At 57.1% G+C, this 19,448-nt stretch carries 21 protein-coding genes; 7 read left to right on the top strand and 14 right to left on the bottom strand.

What is annotated here, in order from left to right:
* Positions 1-165: 165 nt before the first annotated feature.
* The 4 genes from ACOT1A_RS02895 (at position 166) to ACOT1A_RS02880 (ending at position 4,795) form a co-directional block, all read left to right on the top strand.
* Entirely contained in the window at positions 166-1,710 is a 1,545-nt protein-coding gene (locus ACOT1A_RS02895) for a PTS transporter subunit EIIC (protein WP_045308550.1), read from the top strand.
* 12 nt (positions 1,711-1,722) lie between these two features.
* The gene (locus ACOT1A_RS02890; protein WP_022649011.1) at positions 1,723-3,090 is read left to right on the top strand and encodes a 6-phospho-alpha-glucosidase; all 1,368 of its coding nucleotides are present in this window, start codon (positions 1,723-1,725) and stop codon (positions 3,088-3,090) included.
* Between the two features lie 89 nt (positions 3,091-3,179).
* Entirely contained in the window at positions 3,180-4,025 is an 846-nt protein-coding gene (sseA, locus tag ACOT1A_RS02885; protein ID WP_039272090.1) for a 3-mercaptopyruvate sulfurtransferase, read from the top strand.
* Entirely contained in the window at positions 4,025-4,795 is a 771-nt protein-coding gene (locus tag ACOT1A_RS02880) for a MurR/RpiR family transcriptional regulator (RefSeq protein WP_023300717.1), read from the top strand. The genes sseA and ACOT1A_RS02880 overlap by 1 nt, the downstream gene beginning before the upstream one ends.
* A 17-nt stretch (positions 4,796-4,812) precedes the next feature.
* On the opposite strand, the gene sseB is transcribed toward ACOT1A_RS02880, so the two are convergent.
* From sseB to trmJ, 11 genes are all read right to left on the bottom strand, one after another.
* The gene (sseB, locus tag ACOT1A_RS02875) at positions 4,813-5,589 is read right to left on the bottom strand and encodes an enhanced serine sensitivity protein SseB (protein ID WP_058646163.1); all 777 of its coding nucleotides are present in this window, start codon (positions 5,587-5,589) and stop codon (positions 4,813-4,815) included.
* 96 nt (positions 5,590-5,685) lie between these two features.
* Positions 5,686-6,972, bottom strand: a complete 1,287-nt coding sequence (gene pepB, locus ACOT1A_RS02870; RefSeq protein ID WP_058646162.1) for an aminopeptidase PepB — start codon at positions 6,970-6,972, stop codon at positions 5,686-5,688.
* 53 nt (positions 6,973-7,025) lie between these two features.
* Positions 7,026-7,226, bottom strand: a complete 201-nt coding sequence (iscX, locus tag ACOT1A_RS02865; protein ID WP_058646161.1) for a Fe-S cluster assembly protein IscX — start codon at positions 7,224-7,226, stop codon at positions 7,026-7,028.
* 1 nt (position 7,227) lies between these two features.
* Positions 7,228-7,563 (bottom strand): ISC system 2Fe-2S type ferredoxin, encoded by a 336-nt coding sequence (fdx, locus tag ACOT1A_RS02860; RefSeq protein ID WP_003860652.1) that lies wholly within the window; start codon positions 7,561-7,563, stop codon positions 7,228-7,230.
* Position 7,564: 1 nt separating this feature from the next.
* Entirely contained in the window at positions 7,565-9,415 is a 1,851-nt protein-coding gene (gene hscA, locus ACOT1A_RS02855; RefSeq protein ID WP_069596819.1) for a Fe-S protein assembly chaperone HscA, read from the bottom strand.
* Positions 9,416-9,429: 14 nt separating this feature from the next.
* The gene (gene hscB, locus ACOT1A_RS02850; protein WP_022649017.1) at positions 9,430-9,945 is read right to left on the bottom strand and encodes a co-chaperone HscB; all 516 of its coding nucleotides are present in this window, start codon (positions 9,943-9,945) and stop codon (positions 9,430-9,432) included.
* Positions 9,946-10,143: 198 nt separating this feature from the next.
* Entirely contained in the window at positions 10,144-10,467 is a 324-nt protein-coding gene (gene iscA / locus ACOT1A_RS02845; RefSeq protein WP_003860659.1) for an iron-sulfur cluster assembly protein IscA, read from the bottom strand.
* Between the two features lie 13 nt (positions 10,468-10,480).
* Complete coding sequence (iscU, locus tag ACOT1A_RS02840; protein ID WP_003860661.1) at positions 10,481-10,867, bottom strand: Fe-S cluster assembly scaffold IscU; 387 nt, start codon at positions 10,865-10,867, stop codon at positions 10,481-10,483.
* Positions 10,868-10,891: 24 nt separating this feature from the next.
* Positions 10,892-12,106, bottom strand: coding sequence for a cysteine desulfurase (gene iscS / locus ACOT1A_RS02835; RefSeq protein WP_006176692.1), 1,215 nt, complete (start codon positions 12,104-12,106; stop codon positions 10,892-10,894).
* Positions 12,107-12,223: 117 nt separating this feature from the next.
* Complete coding sequence (iscR, locus tag ACOT1A_RS02830; protein WP_003860665.1) at positions 12,224-12,715, bottom strand: Fe-S cluster assembly transcriptional regulator IscR; 492 nt, start codon at positions 12,713-12,715, stop codon at positions 12,224-12,226.
* Positions 12,716-12,951: 236 nt separating this feature from the next.
* Positions 12,952-13,677, bottom strand: a complete 726-nt coding sequence (trmJ, locus tag ACOT1A_RS02825; RefSeq protein ID WP_063450562.1) for a tRNA (cytosine(32)/uridine(32)-2'-O)-methyltransferase TrmJ — start codon at positions 13,675-13,677, stop codon at positions 12,952-12,954.
* Positions 13,678-13,809: 132 nt separating this feature from the next.
* Here trmJ and suhB point away from each other — a divergent pair, with 132 nt between their 5' ends.
* On the top strand, positions 13,810-14,613 hold the full coding sequence (gene suhB, locus ACOT1A_RS02820; RefSeq protein ID WP_022649020.1) for an inositol-1-monophosphatase: 804 nt from the start codon (positions 13,810-13,812) through the stop codon (positions 14,611-14,613).
* Between the two features lie 60 nt (positions 14,614-14,673).
* Here the strand turns inward: suhB and ACOT1A_RS02815 are convergent, their stop codons facing one another.
* A complete protein-coding gene (locus tag ACOT1A_RS02815) occupies positions 14,674-15,654 on the bottom strand; it encodes a nickel/cobalt transporter (RefSeq protein ID WP_022649021.1) in 981 nt (326 codons plus the stop codon).
* Complete coding sequence (locus ACOT1A_RS02810; protein WP_126291925.1) at positions 15,645-16,283, bottom strand: DUF1007 family protein; 639 nt, start codon at positions 16,281-16,283, stop codon at positions 15,645-15,647. The genes ACOT1A_RS02815 and ACOT1A_RS02810 overlap by 10 nt, the downstream gene beginning before the upstream one ends.
* Positions 16,284-16,408: 125 nt before the next feature.
* On the opposite strand from ACOT1A_RS02810, the gene csiE reads away from it, so the two are divergent.
* Positions 16,409-17,686 carry a stationary phase inducible protein CsiE gene (gene csiE, locus ACOT1A_RS02805; protein ID WP_154051494.1) on the top strand — a complete coding sequence of 426 codons (1,278 nt, stop codon included), beginning with the start codon at positions 16,409-16,411 and terminating at the stop codon, positions 17,684-17,686.
* Here the strand turns inward: csiE and ACOT1A_RS02800 are convergent, their stop codons facing one another.
* On the bottom strand, positions 17,687-18,826 hold the full coding sequence (locus ACOT1A_RS02800; RefSeq protein ID WP_022649024.1) for a 3-phenylpropionate MFS transporter: 1,140 nt from the start codon (positions 18,824-18,826) through the stop codon (positions 17,687-17,689). It lies immediately after the preceding gene.
* 172 nt (positions 18,827-18,998) lie between these two features.
* On the opposite strand from ACOT1A_RS02800, the gene ACOT1A_RS02795 reads away from it, so the two are divergent.
* Positions 18,999-19,421, top strand: a complete 423-nt coding sequence (locus ACOT1A_RS02795; protein ID WP_022649025.1) for a DoxX family protein — start codon at positions 18,999-19,001, stop codon at positions 19,419-19,421.
* Positions 19,422-19,448 lie beyond the last annotated feature (27 nt).

Here is a 19,448-nt window from a genome sequence, read left to right as displayed (position 1 = left end):
CTCGCATGCGAGGGTGGAACCGCGATCACACAGCGTAACGTAACATGTTACCTTTCGCGTCATTTGTTTTTAAAACAAGAAGATAGCTGGATAAGCTCGCATCATGCCTGCTAGTTTTATGACCATGACGCACCCCGAGTGCGCGGTTCAATAAGAGAGAAAGCCATGAAACGAGCCGTGAACGCCCTACAAAATTTCGGAAAATCACTTTACGGACCTGTACTTATCTTACCTATCGTCGGTCTGTTTATCGCCTTTGGGAATGTGCTGGGTAACGGCAATCTGGCCGAGTACCTGCCGTTTCTCGGCCATCCGCTGATCCAGAGTATCGGCCAGCTGATCGCCAAATCTGCCGTGTCGGTGCTGGTCAACCTGGCGCTGGTGTTTGCCGTCGGGATCCCCATTGGCCTGGCAACCCGAGACAAAGGCTACGCGGCGCTGATTGGGCTGGTGACTTTTATCGTGTTTATCAATGCCATGAACGTGACGTTACAGCTTCAGGGAGAACTGGCCCCTGCAGAGCAGATGAAAGCCGCCGGACAAAGCATGGTTCTGGGCGTCCAGGTGCTGGAGATGGGCGTATTCGCCGGGATCCTGACCGGGGCGCTCTCCGGTTATCTGTACAACAAATATTCCGGTGTCCAGTTTAACGGCGCGATGGCGATATACTCCGGCCACTGCTTTGTCGCGATTGTGATGTTGCCAGTCTCTATGCTGCTCGGCGTGGTCATGAGCGAACTCTGGCCGTACGCACAGCATGGAATAAGCGCCCTGGCGCTGGCGATCAAAGGGTCCGGTCCGTTTGGGGTGGCGATCTACGGTTTCCTTGAACGCATTCTGGTGCCGACGGGCCTGCATCATCTGGTCTATACGCCGTTCCTGTATACCGAACTGGGCGGTACGCAGGAGGTGTGCGGTACGGCTTACCAGGGCGCGCGCAATATCTATTTCGCCGAGATGGCCTGCCCGGACGTGAAGCAGCTCAGCAGCACCGTGGTGTGGGATGCTCGCGGCATCAGCAAGATGTTCGGCCTTCCCGCCGCCGCGCTGGCGATGTACATGACCGCGAAGCCAGAGCGTAAAGCGATTGCGAAAGCCATTCTGATCCCGGCGGCGCTGACCTCGCTGCTGGTCGGCGTAACCGAGCCGATCGAGTTCTCTTTCCTGTTTGTCGCCCCGCTGTTGTTCGTGGTGCATGCGGTGCTGACCGGCATTGGCATGATGCTGTTCACCCTGTTTGGCGTTCACGCCATCGGCGCCAACGGAATTATCGATTTTATTCTCTACAACCTGCCGCTCGGCACGGAAAAGTCCAACTGGCCCATGTACATCGTGGTCGGGCTGATCATGTTCGCCCTTTATTTCGTGGTGTTCCGCTTCCTGATTCTGCGTTTCAACATGAAAACGCCCGGTCGTGAAGATGACGATCGGGAGACGCGCCTCTACAGCAAACAGGAATACCAGGCGAAGGGAAATAACGACGGGCTGGGCGAATCGATCGTCGTCGGTCTGGGCGGTCGGGAAAACATTCAGGTGGTTGATAACTGCTACACCCGCTTACGCGTCACGGTGAAGGACGTCGCCATCATCGACGAACCGCGCCTGAAAGCGACCGGCGCGAAAGGGATTATCAAACAAGGTAACAACGTTCAGGTGGTCTACGGGCTGCATGTCAAAAAAATGCGAGAAGCCGTTGAGACGTTTCTCTGAAAGGAGCTAAAGATGTTAACACCCCCATTCATTCTGTCGATTGCCGGCGGCGGCAGCACCTACACGCCAGGTATAGTAAAAAGCCTGATGGTACGCCTGCACGATTTCCCCCTGGCAGAGATTCGCCTGTATGACATCGACGAGGCGCGCCAGAACACCATTGCGCCCGTGGTGGAAAAGGTCATTCGCGACCACAGCCAGAGCATCAAATTTACGGTCACCAGCGATCCGGAGGTGGCCTTCAGCGGCGCGCATTTTGTTTTTGCTCAGATGCGCGTCGGACAGTACAAAATGCGCGAGCAGGATGAAAAAATTCCGCTGCGCCACGGAGTGGTCGGCCAGGAAACCTGCGGACCCGGCGGGCTGGCATATGGCCTGCGTACGATCCTGCCGATGGTAGAGCTGATCGATAGGGTGGAACGCTACGCGCACGAGAAAGCGTGGATCGTGAACTACTCCAACCCGGCGGCGATCGTCGCTGAGGGCGTGCGTCGCCTGCGCCCCAACGCACGCGTGCTGAACATCTGCGATATGCCTGTCGCCGCGATGCGCAATATGGGCGCCATTCTGGGCGTGGACCGTCATAAACTGGAGGTGGACTATTTTGGCCTCAACCACTTCGGCTGGTTTACCCGCGTGCTGGTGGACGGCGAGGACAAGCTGCCGGAGCTGCGTAAACATATCGCGAAGTTTGGCCTGCTGACGGAAGACGCGGCCAAAACCGACCCGCAGCACTCGGATCCGTCATGGGTGAAAACCTGGCGCAACATCAAGCCGATTATGGATAACTTCCCGGAGTACCTGCCGAACCCGTATCTACAGTACTACCTGATGCCGAACCAGATTGTGGAGCATCAGAACCCGGACTATACCCGTGCCAACGAAGTGATGAACGGACGTGAGAAAAAGCTGTTTGCCGCCGCCGAAGAGTACCAGCGCAGCGGGATCTTACCGGACGCCTTCCACGTAGGTGTTCACGGCGAATTTATCGTCGATGTCGCCTGCTCGCTGGCATTCAACCTGCGCCAACGTCATCTGGTGATGGTGGAAAACCGCGGGGCGATTACCAATCTGCCGTACGATGCGGTGGTGGAAGTACCTGCCTATATCACCTCCGAAGGGCCGGAGCCTGTCCGCGTGGGTCAGGTGCCGTTGTTCCACCAGACGCTCCTGCAACAGCAGCTCGCTTCTGAACAGCTGCTGGTGGAGGCAACCATCGAAGGCAGCTACGAGAAAGCGTTGCAGGCGTTTACCCTGAACCGCACCGTGCCGACCATGGAGCACGCGAAAGCGATTCTGGATGAGATGATCGAAGCCAACCGCGACTACTGGCCAGCGCTGCAAAAGGCATGGCAGGACGGTGAAGCGGTGAAAAAATAGGGGCTTGCTCGCGAGTTGAACGTGGTTAACTTGTCGGTGTCAGAAAAAACACCGACAATCCTTTTTTACGGAAAAGAATGGAGGCAACCATGTCCACCTCATATTTTGTCGCCGCCGACTGGCTGATTGAGCACGGCGACGACCCGGAAGTTCAGATTATCGACGCGCGCATGGCCCCTCCGGGCCAGGAGCATCGTGACGTTCCCGCTGAATATCGCGCAGGGCACCTGCCTGGCGCGGTTTTTTTCGATATCGAAGCCCTCTCCGATCACACCTCTCCCCTGCCGCACATGCTGCCTCGTCCGGAAGCGTTTTCCGTGGCGATGCGCGAGCTCGGCATCAGCAAAGACAAACATCTTGTTGTTTATGATGAAGGTAATCTGTTTTCCGCCCCGCGGGCGTGGTGGATGCTGAAAAACTTCGGCGTGGAAAAAGTGTCGATTCTGGCGGGCGGGCTTGCGGGCTGGAAGCGCGACGAGCTGCCGCTTCAGCAGGGCGACGTGACGCTGCCGGAAGGCGAATTCGATGCCACGTTCGACGCATACGTGGTGAAACGCCTGACCGACGTGCTGGTCGTGAGCCACGAAAACACGGCCCAAATCGTCGATGCGCGTCCCGCTCCACGCTTCAACGCTGAAGCGGATGAGCCGCGTCCGGGACTGAAACGCGGACATATCCCGGGGGCGCTGAACGTGCCGTGGGGCGATCTGGTGTTTGAAGGCGAGCTGAAAACCACCGATGAATTGCGTGCCATTTTTGAACGTCAGGGCGTGGATTTGCATCGTCCGGTTATTGCCAGCTGCGGCTCCGGCGTGACGGCCTGCGTGGTGATCCTGGCGCTGGCAACCCTTGGCGCGAATGACGTGACGCTGTATGACGGCGCCTGGAGTGAATGGGGTGCACGGGACGATCTACCGGTTGAACCGGCGAAATAATGGATAACCGCCTGGCAACGCTGTTAACACGCGGGTCGTCACTGACCCGCGCTGAGTATCGCGTCCTCGCCCACCTCACTGAGCATCCGCTGCTGGTGGGCAATATCACGGTGCGCGAGCTGGCGCTGGCGACATTTGTCTCCACCGCGACGATTATGCGGCTGTGCCAGAAGCTGGGCTTCAGCGGCTTTAGCGAGTTTATCTGGCACTGCAAGCAGCTGCTTTCTGACACGCCGCGGATCACCGTACAGTCTGCGCAACATGCAGAAATGCCCGCGCTTTTTGCCCGGTTTATTGCCAACTATCAGCAGACCTTCCAGTGGGTTACCCAGGACAAACGCCAGCAGTTTGCCAGCCTGCTGCGCCAGAAAGAGAGCTTCTTTCTCTACGGCGCCGGGTTTTCATATCTTTTTGCCGAGTACCTGACCAAGAAGTTGCAGGTGCTGGGAAAAACCGCGTTCATCTCCGGACCGGGGGACAGCCGGAATATTTTTCTCAGCAACGCCGCACGCTATCAGGTATTTATTGCCGTTTCGCGCAGCGGCGAAACGGAGCAGGTGCTGGATAAAGCGCGGATCGCCAAAAACGTCGGCATGACGATCGTCGCGTTTACCCGCGCGTCGGCCAATACGCTGGCAGGTATGGCCGACGTGCATTTTGCCCTCTATGACGAAGCGGTACATTTCGCCGCTGAAGCCGCAGGGGTGACGTCGTTTGAGTCGAATCTGGTGCTGCTGATGGATTTACTGTTGCTGGAAGCAACGGGGTGAAGGTCACCCCGCCGTAATCAGATAATGCGGTTGGTCTTGAGATCGCGCAGGAAGCCGCCCCAGCGACGTTCGTAGAACGGGGTGATGTGCTCGGTAATAAAGTGGCTGATGCCCTGCTCACCTTTCTTCACCTGACAGATATCAATCGGCTCATCGCCCGGCAGGGTGTCGGTCGCCACGCTTCCCGCCGCCTGGATGATCTCGTCGATATCGCCATCGGCCTCAATTCCAATCAGCAGAACAGGCTTTTCGTCAGCGCTCTCTTTGATGGAGCAGAGGAACGCGCGTTTTACCGGCTTGATGGTTTTAAACAGCGTGGTCAGGGAGTCAATCATCTGCGCGGGCGGCTCGGCCACTTCAGACAGTAGCAGCGTTTCGCCCCCTTCCAGCACCTCCTGGGTGCTGAGCGGGTTGCCTTCTTCACCAATCAGATGGCTGATTTCACGCGGAGTGAACTCTTTCCCTGTCGGCAGTTTGGCGTTGAGGAACAGCGTCTGCCCCAGGGTCATTTCGAACAGCGTGCGCACCGGCATCACCACGAACGCCTGTTCGTCTTCTACCGCTTCCTGCAAGGCCTCGAGCGAGGTAAAGAACGGGATCACCGACGTGCCGTCGTCTTTCTCCCAGTGCAGCAGATCCAGGGCGCTGTCTTCGACAACCTGCTCCCCTTCCGCGGCGGTGCCCGGCACCCAGACGGTGGATTCCAGCAGCGTGCGGAAAAAGGCCGGACGGTGGGCGGGCTCGGTCGCCGCCTGCTCCAGCAGGGTTTCTAATTCGTTTTTGGTTTCTGACATAGTTTGGCTACTTCACAATTGCCCGGCGGCGCAACGCTTGCACGGGCCTACGGGTTTTGTAGGCCGGGTAAGCGTAGCGCCACCCGGCAAAAAAGATCACTCAGCCGTCAGCAGGTTCGCCACGGTACGCACACCCAGACCGGTTGCGCCTGCTGACCACTGCTCAACCGCCGCTTTACGGTAGGTTGCGGAGCAGTCAATGTGCAGCCAGCCTTCATGGTAGTTCTCAACGAAGTGAGACAGGAAGCCTGCTGCTGTGCTGGCTCCCGCCGGGTACGCCGCGCTCGCGGTGTTGTTCAGCTCGGCGAAGTTAGACGGCAGCTGGCTGCGGTGGAACTCGGCCAGCGGCAGACGCCAGAACGGCTCGTTTTCCGCCGCCGCGCTGGCCAGCAGGCGAGCGGCCAGCTTGTCGTCGAAGCTGAACAGCGCATGGTAATCGTTGCCAAGGGCAGTTTTCGCCGCGCCGGTCAGGGTCGCCATGTCGATAATCAGCTCCGGCTTCTGCGCAGAGGCGTCGATCAGGCCATCGGCCAGCACCAGACGGCCTTCGGCATCGGTGTTCATCACCTCAACATTTTTACCGTTGCGGTAGCGAATGATGTCGCCCAGCTTGAAGGCATTGCCACTCACCATGTTATCCGCGCAGCACAGGTAGAGCTTCACGCGCTTGTTCAGACCACGGGTGATGGCGAACGCCAGCGCGCCGGTAATGGTCGCCGCGCCGCCCATGTCGGACTTCATGGAATCCATGAACGCGCTCTGCTTCAGGCTGTAACCGCCGGTATCGAAGGTGATACCTTTCCCGACCAGACAGGCAAAGACCGGCGCTTCTTTATCGCCGGTTGGGTTGTAATCCAGCGCCAGCAGGACCGGAGGACGCTCGGAGCCACGACCCACGGTGTGGATACCCATGTAATTTTGTTCGCGCAGGTCTTCACCTTTGGTGATGCGGTAGGACATCTTGTCGTCCGCCACGCCGCACAGCAGGTCAACCGCGCGCTGCGCCAGCTGCTCAGGCCCCAACTCTTCCGCCGGGGCGTTGATGGTGTCGCGCACCCAGTCGATAATTTTCAGGCGGCTTTCCAGCTCTTTATGACCGGCTTCATCGAGGTTCGCCCACTCAATTTTACGGGTGCCTTTCGGGCCTTTGTAACCCGCCCAGAAAGCCCAGCTGCGGTCTGTGTCCCAGCCTTCGCCAGCCAGAGTGACATGCTTAATGCCCAGGCCGTCAATTTTACGCGCGGCGCGCTGGATCAGGCCCAAATCATCGTTACCCGTCAGGTGCAGGGTAATACCGTCGTTATTGATGCTCCAGGTGGCTTTCTCGCCCCAGCGTGCGTCGGCTGGCAGCGTGGAGAGCGTAATCTTCATCGCTTCGGTCATTTTATTTGTCCTTATTAGCAAACGGGCCGCCTGAAGGCAGCCCGTTAAGTGATTTACTCTGCTTCATCTAACCAGACTAACAGAATCGCCTCCAGAATTTTTTCATTGGATGCGTTTGGCTCGTCGTCAAAATCCTCTAAATCGCAGATCCACTGATGCATGTCGGTGAATCGTACGGTCTTCGGATCGAGATCCGGGTTCGCGTCGTAGAGCGCTTCGCCGATTTCACGGCTGTCAGTCCACTTCAGTCCCATATTAATGCTCGCGTGCGTGGTTGATGGTGTAGCGTGGGAATTCCACGACCAGATCTTCATCGGTCACCGCGGCCTGGCAGCTTAAGCGGCTGTCTGGCTCCAGACCCCATGCTTTGTCCAGCATGTCGTCTTCGTCTTCGGTGCTCTCGGCGAGAGAATCAAAACCTTCACGCACGATGCAGTGGCAGGTGGTGCAGGCACAGGATTTTTCACAGGCGTGTTCCACTTCGATACCTGCACGCAGGGCTACATCGAGAATGGTTTCACCGGTCTTCGCTTCCAGAACAGCGCCATCCGGACAGAGGTCCGCATGAGGCAAAATAACAATCTTTGGCATATTAAACCTCGTCCACGGACTGGCCTTTCAGCGCGACGCGGACAGATTTGTCCATGCGGCGAGCAGCGAAGTCCTGGGTTTGTTTATCAACGTTTTTAATGGCTTCTTCTATTGCGTCAGCGTCATTGCCTTCGGCCACGGCGCTTAAGCGCGCAGCAGCCTCGTCAATCACCTGGCGCTCAGCGGCGCTTAACAGCGCGGCATCGGCAGCAAGCGCGCCGTTCAGGCTCTCCAGCACGCGTGCGGCTTCCACTTTTTGTTCCGCCAGCATACGCGCCTTCACATCCTGCTCGGCGTAGCTCATTGAGTCCTGAATCATGGAGGCGATTTCGCCATCAGTCAGGCCGTAGGACGGCTTCACCTGGATAGACGATTCCACGCCGGTGGATTTTTCCATCGCCGTCACGCTCAGCAGACCGTCCGCATCTACCTGGAAGGTGACGCGAATATGCGCCCCGCCCGCCGGCAGCGCCGGAATTCCTCGCAGCGCAAAGCGCGCCAGAGAGCGGCAGTCCTGCACCAGCTCGCGCTCGCCCTGCATCACGTGGATGGACATCGCGGTCTGGCCGTCTTTGAAGGTCGTAAACTCCTGCGCGCGCGCCACCGGAATGGTGGTGTTACGCGGAATGACTTTCTCCACCAGGCCGCCCATGGTTTCTAAACCCAGAGACAGCGGGATGACGTCCAGCAGTAGCATTTCGCTGTCCGGCTTGTTGCCGACCAGGATATCGGCCTGGATAGCGGCACCCACGGCAACCACTTTGTCCGGGTCGATAGAGGTCAGCGGCGTGCGGCCAAAGAATTCCCCTACGCGCTCACGTACCAGCGGCACGCGGGTTGACCCGCCAACCATGACCACTTCCAGCACCTCGTTAGCCTCAACGCCTGCATCTTTCAATGCGCGACGGCAGGCCAGCAGGGTACGCTTAACCAGAGGCGCAATCAGTTCGCTGAACTGATCGCGGGTAATCTCACCCTGCCAGCCTGCGACGTTCACGCTGACGGACTGTGCATCGCTCAGGGCGATTTTGGCGTCGATGGCCGCATCCAGCAGTTCACGCTGGACGCGCGCATCGCTGCGATCGCTGATGCCCGCCTGCTCGCGGATGTAGTCCGCCAGCAGATGGTCGAAGTCATCGCCGCCGAGCGCGGAATCCCCGCCGGTGGCCAGCACTTCGAACACACCGCGGCTTAAGCGCAGGATAGAGATATCAAACGTCCCGCCGCCGAGATCGTAAACCGCAATCACCCCTTCCTGACCGGAATCGAGGCCGTAGGCAATGGCTGCCGCTGTCGGTTCGTTCAGCAGACGCAGCACGTGCAGGCCCGCCAGACGCGCGGCGTCTTTGGTGCCCTGACGTTGTGCATCGTCGAAGTAGGCCGGAACGGTGATTACTACGCCGTCCAGATCGCCACCGAGCGTCGCCGTCGCGCGCGCCGCCAGCGCTTTGAGGATGTCAGCGGAAACACGAATCGGGTTCAGCAGACCGGCAGATGTCGCAATCATCGGCAGGCCGTTTTCGCTGGCCTGTAACTGGTACGGCAGATGCGGATAACGGGTCTGGATATCCGCCAGCGAGCGGCCCATCATGCGCTTAACCGAGCTGATGGTGTTAGCCGGATCGCGCGCGGCATTGGCGCGGGCATCAAAGCCGACAGCGTGACCCTGCTGCTGGTAGTGGACCACGGAAGGCAGCAGATGGCGGCCCTGCTCGTCAGCCAGCGTTTCCGCCTGGCCGCTACGCACGGTCGCCACGAGAGAATTGGTGGTGCCCAGGTCAATACCGACCGCCAGACGACGCTGGTGCGGTGCGGCGCTAAAGCCTGGCTCACTAATTTGTAATAAGGCCATAATTGCTTCCGAAATTAAAAATCGAGCAGCTTTTCTTCGAGTTGTTCAGCACTGCTTCGCAGTTTATCGAGAAAACGGAGTTTGCGCACAGTGTCTGCCGCCACGTCCCAGGTCTCGTTGTTCAGTTGCTCAACCATCTGCTGATGGCGGGTATCGAACATGCCCTTTACGCGCTGGAGAAAACGTTCCAGACGCGCTTCGTCTTTAGCCTGTTCAATTTCATCCAGCTCTTCGCGAAGCTCCAGCTGCTCCATCAGAAACGCGGTGTCGCGCACGGTATGCTGTTCGCTCGCCAGATCAAAACCGTGGAGCGAGAGCAGATATTCTGCACGCGCCAGCGGATGACGCAGCGTTTGCCAGGCCTGGTTGATGGTTGCGGAGTGTGATACCGCAGCCAGCTGCTCTGCCTGCGTCCCGCTGGCGAATTTATCCGGATGGTACTGACGCTGGAGATCCTGAAAACGGATCGTCAGCGCCTGGAGATCAATCGGGTATTGAGCGGGTAGTCCGAAGAGAGTGAAGTAATCCATAACAATCTCAGGGGTAGCCTGTTAGAACAAACCCCACGCGCAGCACAGCCACGGTGGGGTTATACCTTCTTACTTCGCGCTGCAGATGCGTTGTCTGCGCTCGTTCACCCCAGTCACTTACTTAAGTAAGCTCCCGGGGATTCACTCGCTTGCCGCCTTTCTGCAACACGAATTAATCGGTATAACAGCGGAACGCGGTTAAACGTGGAAGCTTTCGCCGCAACCACACTCGTCTTTGACGTTCGGGTTCGTAAATTTGAACCCTTCGTTCAGGCCTTCTTTTACAAAGTCCAGCTGAGTGCCGTTGAGAAATTGCAGGCTTTTGCCATCGACCACCACCTTCACGCCCTTGTCTTCAAACACGGTGTCATCAGACGCCGGTTCGTCAACAAACTCCAGTACGTAAGCCATACCAGAACAGCCGGAGGTACGTACGCCCAGTCGCAGGCCAAAGCCTTTACCACGGTTCGCCAGAAAAGAGCTTACTCGCGCGGCAGCGCTGTCGCTAAGGGTAATCGACATACTCAAACCTCAATTATTTTGCTTCACGTTTGCTTTTGTAATCCGCAATGGCGGCTTTGATCGCGTCTTCTGCCAGAATTGAACAGTGAATTTTCACCGGCGGCAGTTCGAGTTCTTCAGCAATGTCCGTGTTTTTGATTGCCTGTGCTTCGTCCAGAGACTTGCCCTTCACCCACTCGGTGACCAGGGAGCTGGAGGCGATAGCAGAACCGCAGCCGTAGGTCTTGAAGCGCGCGTCTTCAATGATACCTTCATTGTTGACTTTAATCTGCAACTTCATCACGTCGCCACACGCTGGCGCGCCAACCATACCGCTACCGACAGATTCGTCGCTGTTGTCAAAAGAGCCAACGTTGCGCGGGTTCTCGTAATGATCGATAACTTTTTCGCTGTATGCCATGATTGAATTCTCCTTATGTACCGATTAGTGATGTGACCATTCAATGCTGTTCAGATCCACGCCCTGCTTGAACATTTCCCACAGTGGAGAAAGGTCGCGCAGACGGCCGATGGAGTTACGAACCAGTTTGATGGTGTAGTCAATCTCTTCTTCGGTAGTGAAACGACCTAAAGAGAAACGGATAGAGCTGTGTGCCAGCTCGTCAGTCATGCCCAGCGCACGCAGCACGTAGGATGGCTCCAGGCTTGCAGACGTACAGGCAGAACCGGAAGAAACGGCCAGGTCTTTCAGCGCCATGATCAGCGACTCGCCTTCAACATAGTTGAAGCTGACGTTGAGGATGTTCGGCGCGCCCTGCTCGAGATCGCCGTTCAGATAGACTTCTTCCATATCCTTGACGCCGTCCCACAGACGGTTACGCAGCGTACGCAGGCGTGCCATCTCGCTTTCCATCTCTTCTTTCGCGATGCGATACGCTTCGCCCATGCCCACAATCTGGTGAACAGGCAAAGTACCGGAACGCATGCCGCGCTCGTGACCGCCGCCGTGCATCTGTGCTTCGATGCGGATACGTGGCTTGCGACGAACGTACAGCGCGCCGATGCCTTTAGGGCCATAGATTTTGTGACCGGAGAAGGACATCAGGTCCACTTTCAGCTGGCTCAGGTCGATAGGCAGTTTGCCCACGCTCTGGGTCGCATCCACGTGGTAGATGATGCCGCGCGCACGGCACATTTCGCCGATGGTGGCGATGTCCTGCACAACACCGATTTCGTTGTTAACGTGCATGATGGAAACCAGAATGGTGTCATCACGCATCGCCGCTTCGAGCTCTTTCAGGTCGATGATCCCGTTGCTCTGCGGCGCCAGGTAAGTCACTTCGAACCCTTCACGCTCCAGCTGACGGCAGGTGTCCAGCACGGCTTTGTGTTCGGTTTTGCTGGTGATGATGTGCTTGCCTTTTTTCTGATAAAAGTTGGCTGCACCTTTGATCGCCAGGTTGTCGGATTCGGTCGCACCGGAGGTGAAAACAATTTCACGCGGGTCGGCACCGACCAGGTCAGCAATCTGATTACGGGCGATATCAACCGCCTCTTCAGCATGCCAGCCAAAACGGTGTGAACGGGAAGCTGGGTTACCAAAGTTTCCGTCCAGGGTCAGACACTGCATCATTTTCTCGGCAACACGCGGGTCCACCGGCGTGGTTGCGGAGTAGTCGAGATAAATCGGTAATTTCATTGCTCTATAAACTCCGTACATCGCTTCAATGCAAGGAATCAGGCAACCGGCTGGATGTACGACCGAGTACGCGGGGTGTGACCACCCCGGCCTGATTCTGAATACTTATCTTTTTAATTACGCGCGCAGTTTAACGTCGATGGCGTCCTGCGTGCGGGTGCTGCGTTGTGAATCCTGACTGTGCTGACGACCAGAAACATCCAGAACTTCCTGGTTATTAACCAGCTCACCCAGGGTGATGTTATTCAGGAAGCCGGTCAGACGGTCGCTCAGATCGCGCCACAGCGCGTGGGTCAGGCATTTATCGCCGCCCTGGCAGCCGCCTTTGCCCTGGCAACGGGTCGCGTCAACGGATTCGTCAACTGCGCTAATCACTTCGCCAACCGCAATACTGCCCGCGTCTTTACCCAGCAGATAACCGCCGCCCGGGCCACGAACGCTGGACACCAGTCCATTTTTACGCAGTCTGGAGAACAGCTGTTCCAGATAAGAGAGGGAGATCCCCTGTCGTTCAGAAATATCAGCCAACGGAACCGGGCCCGCTTCGGAGTTGAGCGCAACGTCCAGCATCGCGGTCACGGCATAACGCCCTTTAGATGTCAGTCTCATGTCTTACTTAACCTCAAACTCGCCCCTGCCCGGGGTTTTTTATTGTAAAATGGGGGTATTGCATAGCAGGGCCAAGTCTGACATTCCTGACTAAATTGGTCAACTATTTACTTGACTGTTTTAGTCAGGTATTTAACCTTCTGTGCCGTATTTTTTGCCCGGCGGCGCTGCGCTTGCACGGGCCTACGGGCTTTGTAGGCCGGGTAAGCGCAGCGCCACCCGGCGAACACACTGCACTACTCTTTATTCTTCTGCTCAATAGACGCCAGGATCCCGCGCAGGATGTTCAGCTCCTGGCTTTCCGGACGCGCGCGGGTGAACATACGGCGCAGCTTGTTCATCACCTGTCCCGGGTGACCTTCGCGGATAAAGCCAGTAGAGAGCAGCGTCTGCTCCAGGTGGCCGTAGAAGCGCTCAAGATCGTCCACCAGCGGGTAGGCCGTCTCTTCTTTAGGTTCGACCTGTTTCTCCTGCGTCGCCAGCCATGCCATGCGCACTTCGTAGGCGATTACCTGCACCGCCATCGCCAGGTTAAGCGAGCTGTATTCCGGGTTGGCGGCAATCGCCACGTGGTAGTGACACTTCTGTAGTTCCTCGTTGGTCAGGCCAACGCGTTCACGACCAAACACCAGCGCAACCGGTGCCTGCTCCGCTTCTGAGACGCTTTTCAGGCCGCATTCGCGCGGGTCCAGCATCGGCCACGGCAGCGTACGGGAGCGCGCGCTGGTCCCCACCACCAGACTGCAACCGGCCAGGGCTTCGTCCAGGGTGTCCACAATCTGTGCATTCCCGATCACGTCGCTGGCGCCGGCCGCCAGCGCAATAGCCTGAGAGTCTGGTTTCACCAGCGGATTAACCAGCCACAGGTTCGTTAAGCCCATGGTTTTCATAGCGCGGGCCACAGAGCCCATGTTGCCGGTGTGCGATGTTTCGACCAGCACGATTCGAATGTTTTGCAGCATAATTTTTAGATGTCTGGATTCAGTGTCTGAAGAATATTCGGGCATATTATCATAAACGAGAGACATAATCCGATCCCGCTGCTATACTCTGCGCCGATTTTCCTGTTCTTTAACATCCAGTGAGAGAGACCGATGCATCCGATGCTGACCATCGCCGTGCGCGCAGCGCGCAAGGCGGGTAATGTAATTGCCAAACACTACGAAACCCCAGACTCCGTAGAAACCAGCCAGAAAGGCAGCAATGATTTCGTGACTAACGTCGATAAAGCCGCCGAAGCGATTATTATCGAAACGATCCGCAAATCTTACCCGCAGCACACCATCATCACCGAAGAAAGCGGTGAACATGAAGGTACCGATCAGGATGTTCAATGGGTTATCGATCCACTGGATGGCACCACCAACTTCGTTAAGCGCCTGCCACACTTCTCTGTGTCTATCGCAGTACGCATCAAAGGCCGTACTGAAGTCGCCGTTGTTTACGATCCAATGCGTAACGAACTGTTCACCGCGACCCGCGGTCAGGGCGCGCAGCTGAACGGCTACCGTCTGCGCTGCAGCAATGCACGCGATCTGGACGGCACGATTCTGGCGACCGGCTTCCCGTTCAAGGCGAAGCAGCACGCAACCACTTATATGAATATCCTCGGCAAACTGTTCACCGAATGCGCGGACTTCCGTCGCACCGGCTCTGCTGCACTGGATCTGGCCTACGTGGCGACCGGCCGCGTTGACGGTTACTTTGAGCTGTCACTGAAGCCGTGGGACTTCGCGGCGGGCGAGCTGATCGCACGTGAAGCTGGCGCGATTGTTTGTGACTTCACCGGCGGCCATAACTATATGTCTACCGGCAACATCGTTGCAGGTAACCCGCGCGTTGTTAAAGCCATGCTGGCAAACATGCGTGAAGAACTGAGCGATGCGCTGAAGCGTTAATCCAGTCTGTTAAGCCCGGTGGCGCTACGCTTACCGGGCCTACAAACCCCTCAGGTATGGCTAAAAAGGCCGCAACCCCCTTCCCACCGGCACCGCGCTCATCCACATCGTGACCGCAGCCACCAGCAGAATCACCCCGCCCGCCAGCGCAAGCGTCGTCCAGCCAACCTGTCGCCACAATACCGGCGTTTTATTGCCGCTGAGTTTTACCGCCAGCTGACGGAAGCTGTGCACCAGCAAGGCTAACGAAGAGATAGTCAGAGATGTTCCCGCCGCCATCGCCAGCGCCGAGATCATGCCCCAGCCAAATACACCTATCACTTTGCTGAACAACAGCACCATGATTGCGCCCGAGCATGGACGCATCCCCATTGAGAGAACAATCATCAGGCGCGCACGCCAGTCGTCACCATTCTGTAATTGTTCCTGCGTCGGGAGATGCTGATGCCCGCACCCGCAGTTTTTATGGTGAACGTGATGCGGCGTAAAGATTTTGAATTTTGGTTTTTGCAGCAACGCGCGCAATTTTTTCAGCGCCCGCCAGCAGAGAATCAGCCCCAGTAAGCCTACCAGCGCGTAACTTCCCTTCTCCAGCCAGAAGCTGCTCATATGCAGCTGGCGGGCCGGGAGCTGTAGCAGCGAAAGGACGACCACGACCAGCGCAATTGCCACACCGCCCTGAAGTAACGAGGAAGCCAGCGTCAGGCCGATACTCGATTTCAGCTTCGACGGATGGGTGGCAAGCCAGGTCGTGATGACGATTTTGCCGTGCCCCGGCCCCAGGGCATGCAGCACGCCATAGATAAAGCTGAACGCCAGAAGAGAGCCGCCCGCTTTGGACGGATTTTCCGCCACGGCTTTCAGCAGCCCGCTCATCTGCTGATTAACTTCCCGCTGCCAGAGGATACTTTTCATCATCACCTGCGGCCATGCCTGCCACAGCCAGAGCGCGCCGCCAGACGCTAACAGCAAAAAGAGCGCCAGAGGCCAGAGGTGCAGCCAGCGACGCGGCTTACTGACGGGGGAGGAGATCACTGACATTGCAACGTCACCTCCTGCGCAAACTGTTTTCCTAATTCCATGTCTTCTGGAGGCGCATCTTCTTTATCAAGGGAAACGGCAAAGTTCAGCGTCTCTTCACTGGGCGTCGGCGTGTGCACGGCAATTTTGCAGCTTTTTTGCAATATTTCTGGCAACTGTACGTCGCTGTCCTGGGTGTAATGCATATCGACATAGTAGGTTGGGTCAAACGTAGAAAACCTGTACTTCTGCCCGGCCAGCGGCTGAGGGTGCGCCAGCGGAAGGATAAACGTCAGCACCGCCTGATGGCCGTCGCGGGTCATACCGTACTCCGTGGGACGGTTAAGAAATTTCACCTTTTGTCCGTTGTGCCAGAACTCGGTGAAGTAGTGCTGACCCAGCACGTTGGCCATGACTTCCGCCGCCAGCTTTTTCCAGATCTCGTCGCCGGGCTTTGCGTTTCCGGCATCGTACAGCAGGTCGGCGGAGGTGATTTCATCCATCGTCCAGCGCATCTTCAGGCCGCTAAGCTGTGTGCCGTCCGTTACCAGTTCGGTTTTCAGGCTGATAAAGCTGTGAGGATGTGCGCTGGCGGCGGAGGTGATAACCGCCAAAAATAACGCTGTCACGCTTTGTTTAACTGTTTGCATCAATTCCTCACGTCAAAAATTCTGTGATGTTCGCCAGCAATCCTGAATGAAAGGCCTGCCGGCGCGCTTTTCAGCGCCCATCCTTTAGCTATTCTTATCAAACATTCACACTGGATACCCGACAGATGATGACGACGCTTGAAATTCCATCTGTGCTTTCCAGTTCGCAGCGCCGTTGCCAGGTGCTTTTGATGCTTTACCTGCCCGATGCTGCCGTCACCGCACAGAGCATAATCGCTGCCAACGGCGTGGACGACGTCCTGGCACGGCAAGATATAGCCGAGACGCGCGATGAAATCCAGCGCTATCATCGGCTTGATATCGTCACGCACCATGACGGTTGCTACCGTATTGAGGGCTCCGCCCTGAATCAGCGTTTGTGCCTGCTGCACTGGCTGCGCAGGGCGCTTCGGCTGTGTCCACATTTTGTCGCCCAACAGTTTACCCCTGCCTTAAAAACCGCGCTCAAACAGCACGGCATTGCCCGCCCGCTTTATGACGATGCGAACCTTCGGGCGCTTATCAACTTTTGCGCGCGCAAGCTTCAGCGCCAGTTTGAGTCCCGCGACGTACAGTTTTTACAGCTTTATCTGCAATATTGTCTTATTCAGCATCATCTGGGCAATACGCCGGAGTTTTCAACCGTTCAGCGCAGCTGGACGCAATCGAGAGGGGAATACTTTACGGCGCAGGAAATTGTCCGTCACTGGAAACGGCGCGTCCCGCAGGGAACGCACAGTGATGAACAGCTGTTCCTGGCGCTGCTGTTTATGATGCTCCGCACACCCGACCCGGTACTGGATAAACACCAGCAGGATCAGCGCCTGCGTCGGGCCATCGTGCGTATGATTGCCCGTTTCCGGGCGCAAACCGGGATGAACTTCAGCGATGAGCAAGGGCTGACCGATCAGCTGTATATTCATCTGGCTCAGGCGCTGGACCGCTCCTTATTTGACATCGGCATCGACAACAGTCTGCCGGAAGAGATCCACCGTCTATACCCCCGGCTGCTGCGCACCACTAAAGAGGCGCTGTTTGAGCTGGAAGCCGAATTTGGCCTGCGATTCTCCGGTGAAGAGATGGCTCTGGTGGCGGTGATTTTTGGTGCCTGGCTGATGCAGGAAACCGATCTTCATGAAAAACAGGTGGTCCTGTTAACGGGGGAAGATAAAGCCTGCGAGGAGTTAATTGAGCAGCAGCTTCGCGAGCTGACGCTGCTGCCGCTCAATATTCGTTATCTTAGCCTGGAAGCGTTTAAGAAGGAGGGCGCCCCCCGCGAGGCGGCGCTGGTTATTACGCCTTATCCAACCGCCCTGCCGCTGTTCTCGCCGCCGCTCATTCATGCCGTTGAGACCCTGAACACGCAGCAGCAGGAACATATTCGCGTTATGCTCGAATCCTAGTTACGTGCGAGCAGCGACTTTAGGGCGGATGACAATGGCCGGTAAAGCGACCAGCGCCATCACCCAGAACACACCGTGGCCCAGGTGCTGATAGAGGAAACCGGCAAATACGGTCATCACCGCAATACTGCCGCCCATCGCCACCGCTGAATAGACTGCCTGAAGACGAATAACGTCCCCACCCTCTCGCGCCGCGATATAGCGCATCGCCGCCAAATGGCAGACGGTGAAGGTTCCGCAGTGCAGAATTTGCGCCACAATCAGCCACGGCAGATCCGTCGTCCAGCCCATGATGCCCCAGCGCGCTACGCCGCAAACGGCGGAAAGCAGCAGCAGGTCACGCGCCCCGAAACGACGGAACAGTTTTTGGCTCAGCGCGAAGATAATGACCTCCGCTACCACGCCGAGCGACCACAGGTAGCCTACCGCAGAAGCCGAGTAGCCCGCCCCCTGCCAGTAGATGGCGCTGAAGCCGTAATAGGCCGCATGCGCCCCCTGAAGCAGACAGACGCAGGCCAGGAAACGCCAGCTTTGCGCCACCAGCGAGCGCCAGGCGGGCCAGCCAGCGCTCTCCTGATGGCGGCTTTCGCCCTGCGGCATCACCGACGGACGCAGCAACATACCGAGCAGCATCGAGGCGATGCCGAGCGTTAACAGGGCCAGAATAGCGCGATAGTCATAGAGGCTGACCAGTTTCCCGACCAGCGCAGAGCCAATCACGAAGGCAATCGATCCCCACAGGCGCACGCGGCCATAGTCCATGGTGATCTGCTTTTGCCAGGTGTTCGCCAGGGCATCCGTCAGCGGTACCAGCGGGGAGAAGAACAGGTTAAAGCCAACCATTACCACCATCAGCCAGGCAAACTGATGGCTGACCCAGAAGCAGGCCGCAAAGACCAGCGTCAGCAGGGCCAGAATTCGCACCGCTTTAATCAGTAAGGAGGGATCGCTGACGCGGGGCGCAATCAGCAGACTACCCAGGAAGCGTGCCACCAGCCCCGCGCCCAGCAGGATGCCGATGGTCTCAGGCGTCAGACCAATTCCCTTGAGCCAGACGCTCCAGAAAGGCAAAAAAATACCGTAACTAAAGAAATAGGTGAAATAGCTGAGCGCCAGCCAGCGCGTGGAATGCAAGACCATGAATCCCTCCCGAAATGGAGGCGATAGTCTGGCGTTAATCCCTGACTTTAGCAAGTCGTTAGCGCGCTATAAATTAACTAAAAATTAACATCATCACCAGCCGTACAGCGTATGGCGAGAGCGGTAAAACTGTATTACGTTTATAAGACATCGCCTGAAGAGGTCGTTTGCCATGAACAGCTTACGTTATTTCGATTTCGGATCCTCTCGTTCTCTCCTGCTTTTAATTGCCCGCATTGCTATCGTAGTCCTGTTTATTATTTTCGGTTATCCCAAGCTGACGGGGTTTAGCGGCACCGTTCAGTACATGACGTCGCTCGGCGCCCCCATGCCCATGCTGGCCGCGATTATTGCGGTGGTAATGGAAATCCCCGCCGCGATTCTGATCGTTCTGGGCTTTTTTACCCGCCCCCTCGCGGTGATCTTTGTCTTCTATACGCTGGGAACGGCGGTGATTGGACACCACTACTGGGAAATGACGGGCGATGCGGTCCTGCCAAATATGATTAACTTCTATAAAAATGTGAGTATCGCTGGCGCCTTTATTTTGCTGGCGATAACCGGGCCGGGGGCCATCTCCCTCGACCGACGTTAGCCCATAAAAAAAGGCCGCATGAGCGGC

The sequence above is a fragment of the Enterobacter cloacae complex sp. SYL003 genome, from assembly GCF_049236925.1.
In the GTDB taxonomy this organism is placed as follows: domain Bacteria; phylum Pseudomonadota; class Gammaproteobacteria; order Enterobacterales; family Enterobacteriaceae; genus Enterobacter; species Enterobacter intestinihominis.
This window is presented reverse-complemented; position numbering and strand designations above follow the sequence as displayed.

What these genes read in the sequence shown, in the direction of transcription:
- ACOT1A_RS02895 (WP_045308550.1), top strand. Translation starts at nt 166, where the DNA reads ATGAAACGAGCCGTGAACGCCCTACAAAATTTCGGAAAATCACTTTAC.
- ACOT1A_RS02890 (WP_022649011.1), top strand. Translation starts at nt 1,723, where the DNA reads ATGTTAACACCCCCATTCATTCTGTCGATTGCCGGCGGCGGCAGCACC.
- sseA (WP_039272090.1), top strand. Translation starts at nt 3,180, where the DNA reads ATGTCCACCTCATATTTTGTCGCCGCCGACTGGCTGATTGAGCACGGC.
- ACOT1A_RS02880 (WP_023300717.1), top strand. Translation starts at nt 4,025, where the DNA reads ATGGATAACCGCCTGGCAACGCTGTTAACACGCGGGTCGTCACTGACC.
- sseB (WP_058646163.1), bottom strand. Translation starts at nt 5,589, where the DNA reads ATGTCAGAAACCAAAAACGAATTAGAAACCCTGCTGGAGCAGGCGGCG.
- pepB (WP_058646162.1), bottom strand. Translation starts at nt 6,972, where the DNA reads ATGACCGAAGCGATGAAGATTACGCTCTCCACGCTGCCAGCCGACGCA.
- iscX (WP_058646161.1), bottom strand. Translation starts at nt 7,226, where the DNA reads ATGGGACTGAAGTGGACTGACAGCCGTGAAATCGGCGAAGCGCTCTAC.
- fdx (WP_003860652.1), bottom strand. Translation starts at nt 7,563, where the DNA reads ATGCCAAAGATTGTTATTTTGCCTCATGCGGACCTCTGTCCGGATGGC.
- hscA (WP_069596819.1), bottom strand. Translation starts at nt 9,415, where the DNA reads ATGGCCTTATTACAAATTAGTGAGCCAGGCTTTAGCGCCGCACCGCAC.
- hscB (WP_022649017.1), bottom strand. Translation starts at nt 9,945, where the DNA reads ATGGATTACTTCACTCTCTTCGGACTACCCGCTCAATACCCGATTGAT.
- iscA (WP_003860659.1), bottom strand. Translation starts at nt 10,467, where the DNA reads ATGTCGATTACCCTTAGCGACAGCGCTGCCGCGCGAGTAAGCTCTTTT.
- iscU (WP_003860661.1), bottom strand. Translation starts at nt 10,867, where the DNA reads ATGGCATACAGCGAAAAAGTTATCGATCATTACGAGAACCCGCGCAAC.
- iscS (WP_006176692.1), bottom strand. Translation starts at nt 12,106, where the DNA reads ATGAAATTACCGATTTATCTCGACTACTCCGCAACCACGCCGGTGGAC.
- iscR (WP_003860665.1), bottom strand. Translation starts at nt 12,715, where the DNA reads ATGAGACTGACATCTAAAGGGCGTTATGCCGTGACCGCGATGCTGGAC.
- trmJ (WP_063450562.1), bottom strand. Translation starts at nt 13,677, where the DNA reads ATGCTGCAAAACATTCGAATCGTGCTGGTCGAAACATCGCACACCGGC.
- suhB (WP_022649020.1), top strand. Translation starts at nt 13,810, where the DNA reads ATGCATCCGATGCTGACCATCGCCGTGCGCGCAGCGCGCAAGGCGGGT.
- ACOT1A_RS02815 (WP_022649021.1), bottom strand. Translation starts at nt 15,654, where the DNA reads ATGTCAGTGATCTCCTCCCCCGTCAGTAAGCCGCGTCGCTGGCTGCAC.
- ACOT1A_RS02810 (WP_126291925.1), bottom strand. Translation starts at nt 16,283, where the DNA reads ATGCAAACAGTTAAACAAAGCGTGACAGCGTTATTTTTGGCGGTTATC.
- csiE (WP_154051494.1), top strand. Translation starts at nt 16,409, where the DNA reads ATGATGACGACGCTTGAAATTCCATCTGTGCTTTCCAGTTCGCAGCGC.
- ACOT1A_RS02800 (WP_022649024.1), bottom strand. Translation starts at nt 18,826, where the DNA reads ATGGTCTTGCATTCCACGCGCTGGCTGGCGCTCAGCTATTTCACCTAT.
- ACOT1A_RS02795 (WP_022649025.1), top strand. Translation starts at nt 18,999, where the DNA reads ATGAACAGCTTACGTTATTTCGATTTCGGATCCTCTCGTTCTCTCCTG.